We start from the raw sequence: 17,239 nt of genomic DNA on the forward strand, positions 1-17,239 counted from the left end.
GGACCTTTCCGATTTCCTCCGAAAACGGAAAGGGAGGTGAGAAAGGAATGGCAAGCGATTGGGAGGAGCTCGAGTCCTGGTCCAAGGAGGACCTCATCATCGAGCTCATGCACATGCGCACGCTCTACTCGATGCTTCGCAGCGAGCAGGGCGATGACTGTAGGTGGCCCGAGATGGAAGTCAAGGCCGTTGAGGATGATGTGCATTGGGAACCGGGTCAATTGACGACGGATGCCTGGGCTGAGAGGATTGCGATCTATGCCGCAACACGTGCGATCGAGGACTTCTACGGATGCGACTTGGTGGATTACGGTCTGACCGACGGCCAGGGATACGATGTCGTCGACAGGCTCCGTGCCGAGGGACGGCTCGTGCTTCCGCCCGGAGTGAAGTTCTACGATCCGGAGGAGTACCGATGTCCAGGCCGCGTGCCAAGAGGTCCGAGTCCGGCAGGAAGCCGGACCATGAGGCTGAGAGCGTAGAGGTCAGGGCGGACATCATAGACAAACCCGATTATTTCCCTCGCTCCGGAGTTCACGGCGGCAACTGGTTCCGCGCAAAGGGCGATGTGGTGATCGAGGTCAATAGGTCCCTCCCCGGGAAGGACAAGGATGTCCGTCCCGAGACGGGGACCGTCCTCGAAGGGGAGGATACCGAGGTCATCGTCACCGGTCGTCGTGTGGATAAGAAATCCGTCAAGAAGAACGGCAAGGATATCGGTACTGCATCCGGCGGCGTCAGGATCTTCGGCAGACTCAGGAGGCGCAGGCGATGAACTGCGAATCCTGCGGCGAATGCCTGTTCCTGGAGTTCGATTCCTTCGACGGGATATGCTGCCTCTTCGACGAGTACATCAGCCAGATGCAGACCTGCCCGCTGGACGGTGATGCCCGATGTCCCGTTATCCTTGGGATGAGTATGCCCAGCGCTATCTCGATTCCATGGTCGGGATCTGGTCCGATATGACTCATAAGGGGGTCGCCCGCCGTCTCCGGAGGATGGGATTGGACATACGTTCCGAGTTCGAGAGGAAGAAGATCTCTACGACATCCCCGAGGACGATGACACCTGATGACGTCCGTGTCCATCTGGTCTATCGCCGCAGTCTCGGTCAGACACCGTCCGAGTACTCGCATGAGCTGACATGTATGACGTCCTTCTTCGATTTCTGCGAGAACACTGCCGTTCGCGCGTGTCTCCGTAAGTATCCGGGCCTTCGTCCGGCAAGGGGTCTGGTAAGGCATCAGCCACTGGATGATGAAGATGTCTCTACGATCCTGGACCGCATGTCATCGGTTCCGCAGATCGAGGATTACAGGTTACTTCGCTCCTATGCGATGCTCGCTGTGTTCCTCGGATGCGGATGCAGGACTAAGGAGCTCCGCCTCATAGACCTCAGGGATCTCGATACGGACGAGTGGGTCCTCGAGATCGTCCATGTGAAGGGGGAGGCATCATACGGTTCCTCCCGGTCCGTTCCGGTTCCGCCTGTGTTCCGTCCGGTCCTGTCCGCGTATCTGAAGGCGCGTTCCGACAACTGTCCCGAAGGATCCATCGCGCTGTTCCCGTCGGTTCACCATTCCTTTGAGGGTCATCTCTCTGCGAACACCATCAGGAAGACCCTCGGATTCGCCCTCGACGACCTCGGGATAGACACTGATCCCCGCACTCTTCGCAGGACGTTCGGGCAGCAGTATCTCGATTCGGGGATAGATTCCATCGAGTCCGTCTCTGTCCTGATGGGACATTCCTCCACTTCGACCACCGAGCGTTATTACGCTCGCAGGAGGAACGAAAAGGCCATCGAGGCCGCTCGCAGGACATGGGCGGATGAAGAGGATTCCTCGAACACGTCTTCGACCGATCATGCGGAGGGGAACGAGCCAGTATATGGAAAAAATTGTGAGAAAGTGCGGACGCCGGGATTCGAACCCGAGTTCTAACCTTGGCAAGGTTAAGTGATAACCAGCTACACCACGTCCACACGGGCAAAACTGGGATTCTCTCCTTTCATATAAAGGTTATGGTTTTTCCGCTGTCCGGTGGAAAGCCTAGGACAGAGTCATGAGGGATACGTGAAACGACCGCTTATAAAGCTTTATAAAAGAGAACCAGGTACGGCCAACCGAAGAAGGTTGTCTGAGTCAGTCTCAGGCAGGTTTCGGATCAGTGATCCGCATGATTTCCAAATTCACAGACATCGGCATCCCCGAGGATGTTGCAAAGGCCATGGACGACATGGGCTGGGAAGAGCCCACTCCCATCCAGGTCAACTCGGTGCCCCTCGGACTTCAGAACATCGACATGTTTGCCCAGGCCCAGACCGGGACCGGGAAGACCGGTGCGTACGGCTCCATCATCCTCGGGACGATAGATTCCAAGCGCAAGGTCCCCTCGGCGATCGTCCTCGTTCCTACGAGGGAGCTCGCCAACCAGGTCTCGACCGAACTCACGAAGCTCGCCAAATACTCCGGCCACAGGAGCATCCCCATATACGGTGGGGCATCCATCGAAGGACAGATCAAGAAGCTGGAGCAGGGGTGCGATATCGTCGCAGGCACGCCAGGTCGCGTGAGGGACATGATCACCAGGAAGGTCCTGAACCTCAGCGAGATCACCACCCTCGTCCTCGACGAGGCGGACCGCATGCTCGACATGGGGTTCGTCGACGACATCGAGTTCATCATGAGGGCGATGCCGTCGGAGCGCCACACCATGCTGTTCTCTGCTACCATGCAGGAGAACGTGAAGCAGCTGGCGTTCGATTACATGCGCAACCCCAAGGAGATCTCCGTCTCCCAGGACGAGGTCGTCCTGGACCTCACGAAGCAGTACTACATCTCGGTCGGCAGAAGGAACAAGTCCTGGGCTCTGTGCAGGATACTGGACCTCGACAAGCCCAAGGCCATCATATTCTGTCAGACCAAGAAGATGGTGGATGTCCTGGACGAGAGGCTGACAGACCTCAAGTACAAGGTCGAGGCGATCCACGGCGACATGCCCCAGAGCAAGAGGGAGAAGGTCATGTCGGATTTCAAGAACGACAAGACCGACATACTCATCGCCACCGATGTGGCGGCAAGGGGTCTGGACATCGACGACATCACATACGTCGTGAACTACGACATGCCCGATGACATCGACACCTACATCCACAGGATAGGGAGGACCGGAAGGGCGGGACGCGAGGGTACCGCGGTATCGTTCGTGACCTCCGAGGAGGAGCATCTCGTGAAGGAGTTCGAGATGCGCACCGGTATGGAGATCGTGAAGAGGGATGTCCCGGATGCGGAGCCCGGCTCCAAGGACACCATCAGGAAGGTCATAGACTACGATCAGATCTCCGATGTGTTCGGGATGTGCAAGTTCGAGATTAACCTCGGTAAGAAGGACGGTCTAAAGAAGGTCGGACTCGCGGACCTCATAATCAAGAACGCACGCATAAGGGACGTGTCTATCGGGAAGATCGAGCTCGGTTCCGAGTCATCCATTGTCGAGGTCCACAAGGATTTCGGGAACAGGATGACCATGGACCTCACCAAGACCAAGTACAACGGCAAACAGATCCGCGTCAGGGTCATTCAGGACTGAAACGGCTTCATGCGGAACCATGTGGTTCCGCATATTTTTTCACCAATATTGGATGAATCATCCAATTATTGTACATACTTGGATGCCGGTCCTTCGTATGCAATCATAATTTCATGATAAACGATAAATATATCAGAAATTGTTTGTCATGTATAGGATTATTTTTCCATTTTAGGAAATTATTTTAATGAAACCTAATCCAACATTAGAAGATATATAGAATATATATTTATAGTAATCATCTAATTTTATCATAGATTTTAGATGAATGTCTAAACCCTAAATTGTGCTTCTACATTCTCGAAGTATGTTATGCATTGTTTTATATAGTTGAAAAATCTGACACGAATCATGGCAACCTACAACGTTGATGGGGCCCAGGGCAGGATGAGCGAGCTGGTCGAGAGATCTCTCTCCGGAGAGAAGATTACCATCTCCTCGAAGACCGGGAACGTTGTCATGGTGAGCGAGGAAGACTGGGACAGCCTGGTCGACGCCCTCAGCGTGATGATGCTTCCCGAGGTCGTCGAGCGCGTGAAGATGCGCTATGCAGGTATGACCGGAGAAGTCTGAGAATAACGCCGTCCCCGAGACGGCAAACCATTTCTTCTGTTTCAACACCCTGTGGGGCTCCCCACGCTCCACAGGAACCCATTGTATCATGCATTTCCATGGGTCATTCCCATTATATGATGCCCATGAGAATGATGGGAGATGTGGATCCACGACGCCATACGAATGACAATGACGTCCGTCCCGGTGCACAAGGTCGATTTATATCTGTCTCTCCACCCAAAAAACTGTTAGAAAGATATGTCGCACCATTCAAATAGCCGAGAGTGCAAGCCGCACGTCGAAGACGCTGGGAGTCAATCTCGGAGCGCCTCCAAGATGCCGGTCCGCCGGAGCTATTCCGACCACGGTCAAAGAAGGTATGCGACATGGCAATGAAGGAGAAGCACGTCGAAACGAAGAGGGAAAGGGAAGAGAAGCGCAAGGAACGGAAGAACGCCCGTGAGAAGAGGCACGAGGCGCGCTCCACATCCGGGTCCGTCTGAACCTTTCGGGGCCGCCGGTCCGGCGGCTCCGCAAAACCTTAATGTATATTATGTTGGAAGATGCCCCCTTCCGGGGGCATGGTTTCAGATCACTCCCTGCGAGCGATCTCCTTGAGGACCTGACCCACGAAGATCTCGACAGGGACCTGTCCGAGGTCCTTCCCGTCCCTGGTCCTGACCGTGACGATGTTCCCGTTCTCGGTCTCCTTCTCTCCGAGGACGAGCATGTACGGGACCTTCTGGAGCTGGGCCTGACGGATCTTGTATCCGATCTTCTCGTCGCTGTTGTCCAGCTTCGCCCTGATCCCGGAGTCCTTCAGCCTCTCGAAGACCTCCTGGGCGTATGCGAACGATTTCTCCGAGACGGAGAGGACCTTCACCTGGACCGGTGCGAGCCAGGTGGGGAACTTGCCGGCATAGTGCTCTATGAGGATCCCCATGAACCTCTCGATGGATCCGAAGATCACACGGTGGACCATGACGGGTCTGTGCTTGGCCCCGTCCGCCCCGGTGTACTCGAGGTCGAACCTCTGGGGCATCTGGAAGTCCAGCTGGATGGTCCCGCACTGCCACGTCCTTCCAAGGGAGTCCTCCAGGTGGAAATCGATCTTGGGGCCGTAGAACGCCCCATCCCCCTCGTTGACCGCGTACTCGAGGTTCATCGCACCGAGCGCGTTCCTCAGGGCATTGGTCGCGGTCTCCCATTCCTCGTCGGATCCCATGGAGTCCTCGGGACGGGTGGACAGCTCCACATGGTACTTGAACCCGAACTGGGAGTAGACCTCGTCGATCAGACGCACGACACCCTCGATCTCCGATTCGATCATGTCGGGGGTCATGTAGATGTGGGCATCGTCCTGGGTGAAGCATCTCACACGGAAGAGGCCGTGGAGGGTCCCGGACTTCTCATGCCTGTGGACGAGTCCGAGCTCCCCGAGCCTTATGGGCAGGTCCCTGTAGGACCTGGGCTCGGTCCTGTAGACTATGGTCGAACCGGGACAGTTCATGGGCTTGACACAATAGATCTCATCGTCTATCGTGGTGGTGTACATGTTGTCCTTGTAGTGGTCCCAGTGGCCGGACTGGAGCCAGAGCGCCTGGTTGAGGATCAGGGGGGTGTTGATCTCCTGGTACCCGTCCCTGGTGTGCAGCTCCCTCCAGTAGTCGATGAGCGTGTTCTTCAGTATGACCCCGTTGGGCAGGAAGAACGGGAACCCGGGCCCCTCCTCGACGATCGAGAAGATGCCGAGCTCCTTGCCCAGCTTGCGGTGGTCCCTCTTCCTGGCCTCCTCCAGCATGGTGAGGTACTTCTCGAGGTCCTCCTTGCTCTCCCATGCGGTACCATAGATGCGGGAGAGCATCTTGTTGTGCTCGTCCCCGCGCCAGTACGCTCCGGCGAGGGAGGTGAGCTTGAACGCCTTGACGGCCTTGGTGTAGAGGGCATGGGGCCCTGCGCAGAGGTCCACGAACTCGCCCTGTTTGTAGAAGCTGATGGGCGCGTCCTCCGGAAGGTCCTCCACGAGCATGACCTTGTAGTCCTCTCCCTTCGACTTCAGGAAATCGATGGCCTCCTGCCTCGGCAGGGTGTAGGTCTCGATCTTGAGGTTCTCCTTGACGATCTTCTTCATCTCGGCCTCGAGCTTCTCGAGGTCCTCGGGCGAGAATCCGCCCTCCTTGTCGAAATCGTAGTAGAACCCGTCGTCGATGGCAGGGCCGATGGCCAGCTTGGTCCCTGGATACAGCCTCTGGACCGCTTGGGCCAGCACATGGGAGGCGGTGTGTCTGATTATGGGGAGGACATCCTCGGCCTCCTTCACGGATCCGTCCGAATAGAGCGCTTTCATGTGATTCATCTCCGGCCCCGTGAGGAAGACCCCGGGCCTTAACAGTCCCGGGTATTGTTCGACCTTCTTATACTATGCGCGTGCACACGCACAATGTTCCCGCCGTTACAATCGACGACGGACCTTCTTGGATGCCTTCCTCGGCTTCTTCACCTCGCCTTGGGAGAACATGATGTCCGTGTAGTCCGCGACATGTCCCATCATGGCGTCCGGGTCGCACGCGAGCGCGGCATCGAACGCCATATCTATGGACGTGTGCGCCGCAGCCAGGTCCACCCCGGCGCGGTTCCTGCCTATCTTGACCAGTGCCTTCCTTCCGCCGGCTTCGTCGATCTTCCTGATGATCAGGACGGCCGTGTTGGCCATCAGCATCGACATGAAGCGGTCGACACGGTACGGGTCGTCGGGGTCGGCCCCGTTGTCGTTGGCCCGGATCCCCAGGACGTCGTTGAGGCGTCCCACGATGTCGAATACGTTGGCGATGGATTCCAGGACCGCAATCGGGTCCGTCTCCGAGGACATGAACTCGCGGGTGAGGTTGAATAACGTGCGGAGGTAGCAGCGGGCCTCGTCCTCCGTCTCGCAGATCTCGATGAGAGGCGCCATCTGCATCACGCCGATCTGGTAGAACGTCCCGAAGGTGGACTCTCCGGAGCCCTCGTCCACGAGGTCTATCAGCGTCTTGCATCCGCCTGCGTATCCTCCCGATTCCATGGAGTCTATCTGTGTCATGAACCAACTCATCGTCGCATCCCTGAGGTGCATGCGGAGCTCGTCCAGCTCATCCGAGCCCAGACCCGTGCCGAGTATCTCCGAGAACAGGGGAGCGGCGGCACCCGGGCCATCGGCATCCAGGGTCCCGACTATCTGCTGGTACTTCTTGTGCCAGACCTTCCCGTTGGTGACGGACTCGTCCTCCAGGGCGTCCTCCAGAATCTTTCTCAGGCCCAACGGGAGCTTCTTGGAATCGGATGCGTCCACCTCGGCACCGCAGTACATGCAGTATCCGATGCCGTTGCGCTCGTCCATCAGTATGCACTCGCCGCAGTCTTGACAGGTTGTTTTAATGAATGTCATGCCCAAGCACCTCCGTCACGGCCGCCACACGACTCCTTCGATTATAACCATGAGCATTGTTCCCAGGTGTGGTCATTCCAAATGTTTATGTAAGGGAATGTGTTCGGCGGTCTTACATCATGGCCGGGATAGGGTAGCTTGGTTATCCTAGGGGACTGTGGATCCCTTGACTCGGGTTCAAATCTCGGTCCCGGCCCCTTTTCTTGAACCTTTGCGGAACCATCATCGAAGCATCCCGATGTGCGTTCAACCCGTACGATCCTGTCATCGGGACACGGCAGTCGTATGCGATTCCTGTTCGCATGCGCGCGTGCGATGCGCGTGCAATAGGGCATATTAATATGGGAGTCCGTCATCGGATGGCACATGATACAGTGTCCGCGCGGAACGAGGGACTTCCTCCCCGACGAGATGGAGAGGCGCAGGTTCTACGAGGGGAAGTTGAGGGAGACCGCGAAGACCTTCGGGTTCAGGGAGGTCGAGACCCCCATATTCGAGGATTCCGAGCTCTTCATCCTCAGGTCCGGTCCGAACGTGCTCAAGGAGCTCTACGCGTTCGAAGACAAGGGCGGCAGGGCCATCGCGCTCAGGCCCGAGATGACCGCTCCCGCGATCCGCATGTTCGTCAACGGCATGAGCAACGAGCCGAAGCCCATCAAGGTGTTCTACTTCGGCCAGTGCTTCAGGTACGAGAGGCCGCAGAGCGGAAGGTACAGGGAGTTCTTCCAGTTCGGGGCCGAGATCATCGGCGGGGCCACGCCTCAGACGGATGCCGAGGCTATCGCGATGGCATCGTCGATGCTCAAGGCTCTCGGGATCAAGGACTACAGGCTTCGCATCGGACACATAGGGGTCCTCAGGTCCAAGATCGCGGACATCGGGGTCCCTCCCGAGAGGACCGCAGAGGTCCTCCAGAAGCTGGACAAGAAGCTCTACGACGAGGCGAGGCCGCTGCTGGAGGACATGGGCGTCTCGTCCGATGACATGGACGACCTGTTCGACCTCACCGAGACCATCGGGGGCACCGAGGTCCTGTCCAAGGTCCCGGGAGAGGCCGGGGACTGGCTCAGACAGGTCGTGTCGTATCTGGAGGTCATGGGGGTCGACGACCTGGAGATCGACCTCGGTGTGGTGCGCGGACTGGACTACTACACCGGGATGGTCTTCGAGGCGGAGGCTCCCGCACTCGGGGCCGAGAAGCAGATCTGCGGAGGAGGGTCATACACCCTCTCAGAGCTCTTCGGAGGGGAGAAGGTCTTCTCCACGGGATTCGCAGTGGGGTTCGACAGGGCGCTGCTCGCATTGGAGAAGGAGGGTGCCGTCTATGATTACGACGGTATCGACGCGTACGTTCTGTGCGCATCGGATGATGTCCGCATCAAGGCCGCGGAGATCGCAACGACCCTGAGGAGCTCTGGGATCTCGGCGGACATGGACATAATGGACCGGAAGATGGCCAAGGCGATGAAGTTCGCATCCTCCGCAAGGGCTAGGTACGCAGTCATCGTCGGGGCCAGGGACCTCGAGAATGGAGAGGTCACCGTCCGTGACATGAACACTGGCGACCAGTCGAACGTGAGGATCGGGGACCTGGTCGAGAGGATCCGCGGCCGATGCGCCGTTTCACGGTTCAAGGAGTGAGATTATGGCAATATTCCTATCGGAGGGCGAAGAGGTCATCCGCACGTACAACTGTGCGAAGGTGGACTTCATGTCCTCGGACAGCACGCTCGAGGCGTTCGGCCTCGGGAGGAAGAAACCCGAGACGGAGTGTTCCGTCACTGTGACCAACCGTCGCGTGATCTATTTCGCCGAGTCGAAGACGCCTTCCAAGCGCACGGAGATGCCGTCCATGCATTCGCAGGAGGCGTTCATAGACCGCATAACGTCCATGGAGTTCATCCAGGCGGAGACCCAGCGCAAGTCGCTGTTCCCCCTGGCGATGATCGTCCTGGGCGCAGTGATAGCGGCGATGGCCGCGGTCGCGGACGATATGATGTTCATGATACCCGGGATAGCGGTCCTCGCGCTCGGGATCGCGATGTTCGTCCCGGCGCTCCTGGTCGTCCGTCCCCTCATGCTCATGCGCGTCAACACGCAGTCCTCGGAGTCCGGCATCAACGTGTCCGGGCTCAGCAGGCGCGAGGAGGAGACCCTCTCCTTCTACATGGTCCCCGACAGGGACTTCGGGAAGATGTCCCAGGAGATCGGCGCACTGATCCTCGACATCCAGTCTCGCGGGGACGACTGCATCCCCGACTGGAAGGGTGAATGACCGCATCCGAGGAGACGGTGCTCGCCGCGGGCGAGGAGATCGTCCGGCGCTACTCGTGCACCGCCGTCGACCGTGTGGCGATGTTCGCCGGCAGCGTGATGCCGCTGCCCGGCAGGACGGAGTCCGAAGGGGTCCTCACCCTGACCAACCGTCGCGTGATATTCCATCTCAGCACGGAGTCCGGCAAGGCATACGACAGGCAGGAGGTCCGCCTCTCGGAGGTGTCCGCGGTATCGTCGATGATGTCCAAGTTCGGGAGGGACCTGAGGGTCCCGATGCTCCTGATAGTCATCGGCTTCCTCATGATGTTCGTCCCCTTCGCGGTGTTCTCGGAGACGGGGGCACTCGACACCGACATGGACTACCAGGACGGATACAACGACGGCGTCGAGTACGGTTATTTCAAGACGTATCTCGAGGCCGTGCAGGCGGGCGAGGTCACGCACGGCATACCTGACGGCTATTTCTTCTATCCTCCGGACTCGTTCGTCTCGCAGGAATACTATTCAGGCTATCAGAAGGGCAATGCCCTGGGCGTGGAGAGGGCGGTCGCGGACATAGCCGCGGATGCGGTGTTCTCCGTACCGAGCGATCTGAAGACCCATCACAATCCCACGGGAACATGTCTCGTGCTCGCCGTCATCGGGGCGTTCGTGTTCGTCAGCGGGTCCGTCGTGTACCTCATCTCCAACCGTACCAAGGACTGGATAAGCATCCGCCTCGGAACCAGTGGACGCGGCATCTGTGTGAAGTCGTTCAACGGCGGATGGAGCGCCACGGGGAGCCGTGCGCTGACCGCGGAGAACCAGTACTGGGACATGACCCGTGAGCTGGGGGCCGCCATCATGGAGATCTGGCACCACAAGGAGCGCAGGCTCCGCTTCTTCGATGACGACGTGGTCATCGGGGAGGATGCCATCGAGACCGGGTTCCGGGAGGAGATGCCGGAGAGTCTCATGGAGAGGACCCCGGACTATGACGACGATACGATCGGCGAGCTGATCATAGATGATGACTGCGACGACGAGGGTCCGCGCATCATCGGACCGTGGAGGGAGGAGTGATGGACCGCAGGATCATCGCTCTCATGGCCGTCGCCCTGATGGCGATCGCGGTCGTCCCTATGTTATCGGAGGATTCGGATGCCGCGGCAATGGACACAACGGACATGACCGTCGAGGCGAAAGGAACATGCGGCACCGCCACATGGGCATACTCCAGGGATGCGGACACAAACTCCCTACGTCTTCTCTCGGGGGCGTTCGACACGCTCTCCGACTCCAAATGGAAGCTTACGGAGCTTAAGCTGAACAATAGCGAGGTTCCGTCATCGGAAATCTCCGACTACAGCGTGTCGGAGATAATCCAAGGGTCCGTAAACCTCTATGTCGCCTCCGGCGTGACCGCATCGTCCGGCACGATGAAGGGGCTGGGCGCGGTCTCCGTCAGTTTCGGAACGGACATGGAGATCCCGGCAGGTATGTTCAAGGACTGCGCCCGTCTCGCCACGGTGGATCTTGAAGGGGTCAAGAGCATCGGGTCTGGATCCTTCGAGGGGTGCACATCGCTCACCGCGGTCGATGTGAAGAAGGTCGCGAGCATCGACCGCACGGCTTTCAAGGGCTGCACGAAGCTGACGACTTTCTCAGCCACCGGAAGCACGGTGTTCAAGGCACACAACGGCATCCTCATGTCGGACAACGGGGCGACGCTCTACATGTGTCCGACGGGATATGCCGACAGTGTTATCGACGACCTTCCCAGCAGTGTCAACAAGGTCTACCTCGACTACGCCAACGTGATCTACGTGGTGGATGAGGTCGACGGTCTGTCCGGCATCACCTTCGATGCCTCGATCAAGGACCCGATAGCAAAGGCCGTGAGCTTCTCGACCCTCGGTATGAAGGACGGTGTCGAGTACAGGTCCGTGGGAGGATCGCTGGTGATCGACTATTCACTCTACAAGGGATGGACGGTCGCCGGGGACTCCATGCTCAGCACCGGTGCCGATGTCACGAACGCATCCGCGACGACCATGACCGTGAAGTTCACATCCAGTGTCGCGAAGGTGTACCCGATGGGGATCAACGTCCTGAAGTACGAGGATCTCGCGGAGATTGACTCGTTCGGGGACTGGAAGGTCAGCGTGTCCGGGCTGGATCCGTCCAAGAAAGGCCTCGTGAAGGATGTGGACGTTTTGAAGTTCGTGGTGACCGGATATACCGGGGACGGGGAGGGCCTGATCGGGGACGACGTCCATTACCACGGGATAGATTCCGAGTTCATAGGGATCAAATCATCCATCGGGGGCATGGCGAACCTCACGGACCTGACGATAGAGGCGGATCTGGAGTTCGGGGTGGATGCCCTGGCGAACTGTCCGTCCCTGAAGACCGTCAGAGCGGACAAGGTCACGAAGGTCGGGGACAGTGCGTTCAGGTATTGCACCAACCTTCAGACGGTCAGCTTCGCCTCGTGCACAGAGTTCGGCAAATATGCCTTCGAATCCTGTTGGTCCCTGGAGACCCTGAGCCTCGGGGCGTCCGACGTATCGTTCGAGGACGATGCCCTGAGAGGATGTAAGAGCCTCGGCCTTCTGGTCGTTGGAATGGACACCGTGGTGTCCGGTGCCTCGGGCGTACCCGTGCTGCACTACGATGCGGATGGCGGCGATGCATCGTTCACGGTCGTTGGCAGTCAGGTGATCGTCGTCCTGGAGTTCTCGTCCAAGGTCGAATACGCTTTGGAGAAGGACGGCGAGAGGACCGAGGTCCTGTGCTATCACAAGGACACGGCGATCATACCGATTCATGACGAGATGTACATCTGGAAGAAGAGCGGGCCATCGATCTCCCAGTGTATGGTAGTGTTCGATTCGGGACTCGGTCTGGACCCAGTGGTCTCGACCGTGAGCTGGGGAGGTCTTACCGCTCCTCCAGCGGAGCCGAGCAAATGGGGCTACCAGTTCCTCTATTGGACGTACGATGGGAAGCCGTTCGACTTCTCCACTCCGGTGGAGGACAGCATCGTCCTAACGGCCGTATGGTCGAAGAACAACGAGGTCGATTCGACCCCGATATACCTCTTGGCGATCTTCGGAGCGTCCGTCGTGGCGACGTTCATCGTGATCGCGATGGCGAAGAAACGCTGATCCAGTTTGGCATCATGCCCCCCCCCTCTCGGGGGGCCTTTCCCATCGATGCCTGTCCATCTCCTCGTTCAGAAGGGCATCCGCCCTGGGGATGAACTCCTGGGAACGGCGCACATTGCGGAATGTGACGTTCGGAATGAGGGACGAGAGTGCCTTGGCATCGTCATGGAGCGCCTTCATGTCCGGGGACTTGACCTTGTAGAGTCCGTTCATCTGCTTGATGACCAGTTCGGAGTCCATGACGAACTCCGCATCCGTCTCCCCGAGCTCTATGACCTTCGAGATGGCGGCGATCAGTCCGCGGTACTCTGCATAGTTGTTGGTATGGGTTCCCAGGAACTCCGCGTGCTCGTGCACAATGCGTCCATCCTTCACGATGACTATGGCGAAGGCGGACTTCCCCGGATTCCCGCGGGATCCCCCGTCGGAATACGCGGAGATCAATAGACCAGCTCCCTGGCCACTCCATTCTCGGAGTCCACCAGGAGGACCTTGGCGTGGATGGGCTCGTCGACAAGCTCGTAGGCCATGATGATGACCTTGTCCCCTTCGTCGCAGAGGTGCGCCGCGGCCCCATTGATCGCGATGATCCCGCTCCCTCTCTTCCCAGGGAGCGTGTATGTCTCGAAGCGGTTGCCGTTGTTCACATCCGCAACTGTGACCTTCTCCCCGACCCAGATGCCGGAGCGTTCCAGAAGTTCCTCGTCTATGGTGATGCTCCCCTCATAGTCGAGACGGGTCTCCGTGACGGTTGCACGGTGGATCTTTGAACGCAACACCCAACGCATGCCCTGTGGTTAGGGTACGGTGCTTATGAATGTTTGTATCGGGATCATATCGATCCCTCTTGTTTCTGAGAAGGATCGTATATACGAGGGACGTATGGCTTCGTTTTTACCAGGGTTCCGAGGATGGATCGGTCTACGGGCATAGGCTCATCATCAGACCTCTTCCCATGAGGCTGTCCTGTCGGTCCTTTCATTGATGCTGCCATACAATCACATATGTGTCCTATATGGGATCGTTACATGAATCTGTCAAACCCGGGTCGATCGCATCGGCCGACCGTCAGCGTCTGGGACAGGCGCCGAAGAGTCTCACGGTCCTCATGCCCCTCTCGTCGATCTCGAACTTCGCATCGATGTTGAACACTGTGCGCATGTTCTCGGGAGTCAGGATCTCCTCGGGCGTACCTTCCGCATAGACCGTCCTGTCATGGATCAGGATCATCCTGTCGCAGTACCTGGCGACCATCGGGAGGTCGTGGGAGACTATGATGACCGTCAGTCCCTTCCTCTTGGCAAGGTCCGACACCAGGTCTAGCACCTCGAACTGCATGTTTATGTCCAGGTGCAGTGTGGGCTCGTCCATCAGGATGATCTCCGGTGACTGGGCGATGGCGCGGGCTATGATCACGCGTTGTCTCTCGCCGCCGCTCATCGTGTTGATGAGGCGGTCGGACATCCCCGAGATCCCGGTGAGCTCCATGGATTCGTCGACGATCCTCTCGTCCTCCGACGAGTTCCCGCGGAATGCCTCCTGGAATGGCATCCTGCCCATCTCCACCATCTCCCTGACGGTGAATGCGAAGCGTATCTCGTTGGACTGCGGGACCGATGCGATCCTCTTCGCGATGTCCCTCTTGTGCATCTCCTCGAGGTCGGTCCCATCCAGGAGTATGCATCCCTTGTGAGGGGACAGGTTCCTGTTGAGGTTCTTCAGCATGGTCGTCTTCCCGCATCCATTCGGGCCCAGTATCCCGAGGATCTCGCCGGGCCTCACATTGAACGATATGGATTCCAGGACCTTCTTCTCGGAATACTCGTACCCGAGGTCCATCACCTCGAGAGGGTTCACCATCCCACCTCCTTCTTCTTCCTGCACAGGAGGTATATGAAGAACGGGGCCCCGACCAGGGCCGTGACGACTCCGATGGGAAGCACTCCGAATAACGGCGATAGCGCATGGGCGGCCCAATCGCCGATCATCAGGAACGTCGCCCCTCCGACGATGCTCATCGGGATGATGATGCGGTTGTCAGGGCCGAGGATCATCCTGAGGATATGCGGTATGACAAGTCCGACGAATCCGATCGTCCCTACGAATGCGACAGATGCCGCCACGACCAGGGACGATACGATCAGGAGCCCTATGCGTACCTTGCGCACATCCACCCCCAGATCCATCGCATGGGCATCTCCGATCATCATCGCATTCAGGTTCCTGCTCTGGGTGAGCATCAGAACGATGCCAGTTATGACGACCGTCGCTATGATCATGACATCGCCGATATCCGCCTTCTCAAGGTTGCCGAGGGACCAGAAGACTATGTCTCCCATCTGTTCGCTGGGCGCGATGTACGTCAGGAACGATACTACTGCGGAGAACAGGGACGATATCGCCACTCCCGCGAGCACGAGGGTCTCTGTCCTGACCATCGAGCCGCCGGACCTTGAGACCGTGTAGACCAGCAGTGTCGTCAGGAGACACATGAGGAAAGCCATAACCGGCTGTGCTATCGCTATCGGTATCAGGGGGATGGAGAACAGTATGGCGATGGCGGCACCCACCGATGCTCCGGATGACAGTCCCAGGATGTACGGAGTTGCAAGGGGGTTCCTGAAAACCGCCTGCATCACGCATCCGGTAACTGCCAATCCCGCACCCACGAATATCGCGGTAAGGATGCGGGGGAGATTCTGATTTATCACTATGGCTTCGGTCCCCCAGGTGCCGTTGCCCATGAGGGCGGCCCATACCTCTCCGAGCGAGAGGGTCCTCGTACCTGCCCAAGCAAGGTCCATCAGGGTGAAAGCGATGAGGAGAATGACCAGAGCGGCCAGGGTCAGCACCGTTTTGCTGAACGTGTGTTTTCCTGCAGCTCTGGTCTTCAGTTTCATTTGTGAGTCCTCTTGAAGGCCACGTATGCCGCTGCACCTATTATGATTGCTGCGATGAGGGCGATGACTCACATGGTCATGTTGCCGTTTCCGTTGCTGTTCGTGGGATCATCTTCCGGTGTCACTCCAAACTCTTCGGGATATAGGGCTTTGGCCATTTCCAAGAGTCCGTCGGCGGATTCAGGACAGTAGTTGTTCCACTGTGGGCCCATTTGGACGATCTTGAAGTCCGTATTTCCTGCGAGAATCTCGTTGCGGAAGTCTTCGATGGTCTTACCGGAACTTGCCCATTTGTCGCTTAGGAATATGACCGTTCCCGGATTCTCCTCGAGAAGGCTGATCACAGTATTGACATCCCCGTAGTACGATCCCTTGCTGTCATCGTACCCCACATGGGTCGCATTGCATACGCCGATCATGCTGTGGGAGATTCCTTTGTTGGTCACCTTGACGTCTCCCGACGCACTGCACCAGACCGTCAGAGCCTTGCTCATCTTGTCTTCAGGGATGTTCGAAACCACCGATGTGACCTGATCGACCTTGGATTCCATGTCCCTGATCGTCGTGCCTTCCTCACCAGTGGCGATCATTGTGACGTTCTTCACGAAGCTAATGAGGTCATCATACGATCCGAGGCTGGTGGTGGCCCATCTCAACACATGGGTGAATCCCAGGTCCAGAAGGTCTTCCTTCAGAATCTTGTTCGCTTCATAGGTTGTGAGGATTATCGGATCATCCAGGGAAAGCTTCCCCGAATCCACCATGTTGATCAGTTCCGTCTTTATCCCGGAGTGGTTGGTCTCCCCATAGAAGCTCTTCAGATCTATCGAATCAAGGTCTTTGAGTTTCTCGTTCTTGGTGTACTCATATGTGGAATACTTGTCCACACCCACTATTTTGGATATCGCTCCTGCATCGGCAATGGTCAGCACGGTACCTAGTCCGCATGCGACTATCTTGTTCGCGGCACCCTCAAAATGGAACACATTGCCATCATCGTCCGTGATGTCGAATCCGGGGTCAGCGGCATCGGTGTCGACGAATGCCATGGGGGTACACAGAAACACTCCGACAACGACAAGTGTCAGTAGTTTTGCATCCATTCTATCACTCGATTCATACGAATTTAAAATTCGTATTACTGAATCTTCCATATCATGGTGATATAAAGCATTATGCGAAAGGACGATCTCAAGGAATCGATGCATCAAAACCGCGCATCTCCAAAAAAGGGAGATGAGCGCCCTGGTCGGAATTCGAATCCGAGTCGAAGCCTCGACAGGGCTTCATGATAGGCCGCTACACTACCAGGGCAGTAATCCGTGGTATACTCAGGATGTATT

The 17,239-nt window shown here is 57.6% G+C and carries 17 protein-coding genes and 3 tRNA genes; 11 read left to right on the forward strand and 9 right to left on the reverse strand.

The window, feature by feature from the left end; translation table 11 throughout:
- Positions 1-47 precede the first annotated feature (47 nt).
- The 4 genes from V5D86_RS07740 to V5D86_RS07755 are packed head-to-tail and all read left to right on the forward strand — an operon-like array spanning position 48 to position 1,943.
- Positions 48-482: a hypothetical protein gene (locus V5D86_RS07740; RefSeq protein WP_414596111.1), complete on the forward strand. Its 435-nt coding sequence runs from the start codon at positions 48-50 to the stop codon at positions 480-482.
- On the forward strand, positions 416-775 hold the full coding sequence (locus V5D86_RS07745) for a hypothetical protein (RefSeq protein ID WP_414596112.1): 360 nt from the start codon (positions 416-418) through the stop codon (positions 773-775). The genes V5D86_RS07740 and V5D86_RS07745 overlap by 67 nt, the downstream gene beginning before the upstream one ends.
- Positions 772-966 (forward strand): hypothetical protein, encoded by a 195-nt coding sequence (locus V5D86_RS07750; protein WP_414596113.1) that lies wholly within the window; start codon positions 772-774, stop codon positions 964-966. The genes V5D86_RS07745 and V5D86_RS07750 overlap by 4 nt, the downstream gene beginning before the upstream one ends.
- Positions 963-1,943 carry a tyrosine-type recombinase/integrase gene (locus tag V5D86_RS07755; protein WP_414596114.1) on the forward strand — a complete coding sequence of 327 codons (981 nt, stop codon included), beginning with the start codon at positions 963-965 and terminating at the stop codon, positions 1,941-1,943. Before V5D86_RS07750 ends, V5D86_RS07755 begins: the two co-directional genes overlap by 4 nt.
- On the opposite strand, the gene V5D86_RS07760 is transcribed toward V5D86_RS07755, so the two are convergent.
- Positions 1,912-1,984, reverse strand: a tRNA-Gly gene (locus V5D86_RS07760). The genes V5D86_RS07755 and V5D86_RS07760 overlap by 32 nt on opposite strands.
- A 194-nt stretch (positions 1,985-2,178) precedes the next feature.
- Here V5D86_RS07760 and V5D86_RS07765 point away from each other — a divergent pair.
- Positions 2,179-3,591: a DEAD/DEAH box helicase gene (locus V5D86_RS07765; RefSeq protein WP_414596115.1), complete on the forward strand. Its 1,413-nt coding sequence runs from the start codon at positions 2,179-2,181 to the stop codon at positions 3,589-3,591.
- A gap of 351 nt (positions 3,592-3,942) precedes the next feature.
- On the forward strand, positions 3,943-4,164 hold the full coding sequence (locus V5D86_RS07770) for a type II toxin-antitoxin system Phd/YefM family antitoxin (protein WP_414596116.1): 222 nt from the start codon (positions 3,943-3,945) through the stop codon (positions 4,162-4,164).
- 574 nt (positions 4,165-4,738) lie between these two features.
- Here V5D86_RS07770 and thrS read toward each other — a convergent pair.
- Both thrS and V5D86_RS07780 read right to left on the reverse strand, forming a co-directional pair.
- The gene (gene thrS, locus V5D86_RS07775) at positions 4,739-6,493 is read right to left on the reverse strand and encodes a threonine--tRNA ligase (protein WP_414596117.1); all 1,755 of its coding nucleotides are present in this window, start codon (positions 6,491-6,493) and stop codon (positions 4,739-4,741) included.
- Positions 6,494-6,598: 105 nt separating this feature from the next.
- Complete coding sequence (locus V5D86_RS07780; RefSeq protein ID WP_414596118.1) at positions 6,599-7,570, reverse strand: hypothetical protein; 972 nt, start codon at positions 7,568-7,570, stop codon at positions 6,599-6,601.
- Between the two features lie 122 nt (positions 7,571-7,692).
- On the opposite strand from V5D86_RS07780, the gene V5D86_RS07785 reads away from it, so the two are divergent.
- The 5 genes from V5D86_RS07785 to V5D86_RS07805 all read left to right on the forward strand — a co-directional run bounded on the left by V5D86_RS07785 (position 7,693) and on the right by V5D86_RS07805 (position 12,996).
- A tRNA-His gene (locus V5D86_RS07785) sits at positions 7,693-7,766 on the forward strand.
- Positions 7,767-7,936: 170 nt separating this feature from the next.
- Positions 7,937-9,211: a histidine--tRNA ligase gene (gene hisS / locus V5D86_RS07790; protein WP_414596119.1), complete on the forward strand. Its 1,275-nt coding sequence runs from the start codon at positions 7,937-7,939 to the stop codon at positions 9,209-9,211.
- 4 nt (positions 9,212-9,215) lie between these two features.
- Positions 9,216-9,845, forward strand: coding sequence for a hypothetical protein (locus V5D86_RS07795; protein ID WP_414596120.1), 630 nt, complete (start codon positions 9,216-9,218; stop codon positions 9,843-9,845).
- A complete protein-coding gene (locus tag V5D86_RS07800; protein ID WP_414596121.1) occupies positions 9,842-10,909 on the forward strand; it encodes a hypothetical protein in 1,068 nt (355 codons plus the stop codon). Before V5D86_RS07795 ends, V5D86_RS07800 begins: the two co-directional genes overlap by 4 nt.
- Complete coding sequence (locus tag V5D86_RS07805; RefSeq protein WP_414596122.1) at positions 10,909-12,996, forward strand: leucine-rich repeat protein; 2,088 nt, start codon at positions 10,909-10,911, stop codon at positions 12,994-12,996. The genes V5D86_RS07800 and V5D86_RS07805 overlap by 1 nt, the downstream gene beginning before the upstream one ends.
- A gap of 12 nt (positions 12,997-13,008) precedes the next feature.
- On the opposite strand, the gene V5D86_RS07810 is transcribed toward V5D86_RS07805, so the two are convergent.
- From V5D86_RS07810 to V5D86_RS07835, 6 genes are all read right to left on the reverse strand, one after another.
- Positions 13,009-13,440, reverse strand: coding sequence for a ribonuclease HI family protein (locus tag V5D86_RS07810; RefSeq protein ID WP_414596123.1), 432 nt, complete (start codon positions 13,438-13,440; stop codon positions 13,009-13,011).
- Positions 13,437-13,784, reverse strand: a complete 348-nt coding sequence (gene panD, locus V5D86_RS07815; protein ID WP_414596124.1) for an aspartate 1-decarboxylase — start codon at positions 13,782-13,784, stop codon at positions 13,437-13,439. Before panD ends, V5D86_RS07810 begins: the two co-directional genes overlap by 4 nt.
- Positions 13,785-14,064: 280 nt before the next feature.
- Entirely contained in the window at positions 14,065-14,853 is a 789-nt protein-coding gene (locus V5D86_RS07820) for an ABC transporter ATP-binding protein (RefSeq protein ID WP_414596125.1), read from the reverse strand.
- The gene (locus tag V5D86_RS07825) at positions 14,850-15,896 is read right to left on the reverse strand and encodes a FecCD family ABC transporter permease (protein ID WP_414596126.1); all 1,047 of its coding nucleotides are present in this window, start codon (positions 15,894-15,896) and stop codon (positions 14,850-14,852) included. Before V5D86_RS07825 ends, V5D86_RS07820 begins: the two co-directional genes overlap by 4 nt.
- 68 nt (positions 15,897-15,964) lie before the next feature.
- The gene (locus V5D86_RS07830) at positions 15,965-16,999 is read right to left on the reverse strand and encodes a hypothetical protein (RefSeq protein WP_414596127.1); all 1,035 of its coding nucleotides are present in this window, start codon (positions 16,997-16,999) and stop codon (positions 15,965-15,967) included.
- Positions 17,000-17,137: 138 nt separating this feature from the next.
- Positions 17,138-17,210: transfer RNA gene (locus V5D86_RS07835), tRNA-Asp, on the reverse strand.
- Positions 17,211-17,239 lie beyond the last annotated feature (29 nt).

This window comes from Candidatus Methanoprimaticola sp. MG2 (assembly GCF_047501175.1).
Lineage (GTDB): Archaea > Thermoplasmatota > Thermoplasmata > Methanomassiliicoccales > Methanomethylophilaceae > Methanoprimaticola.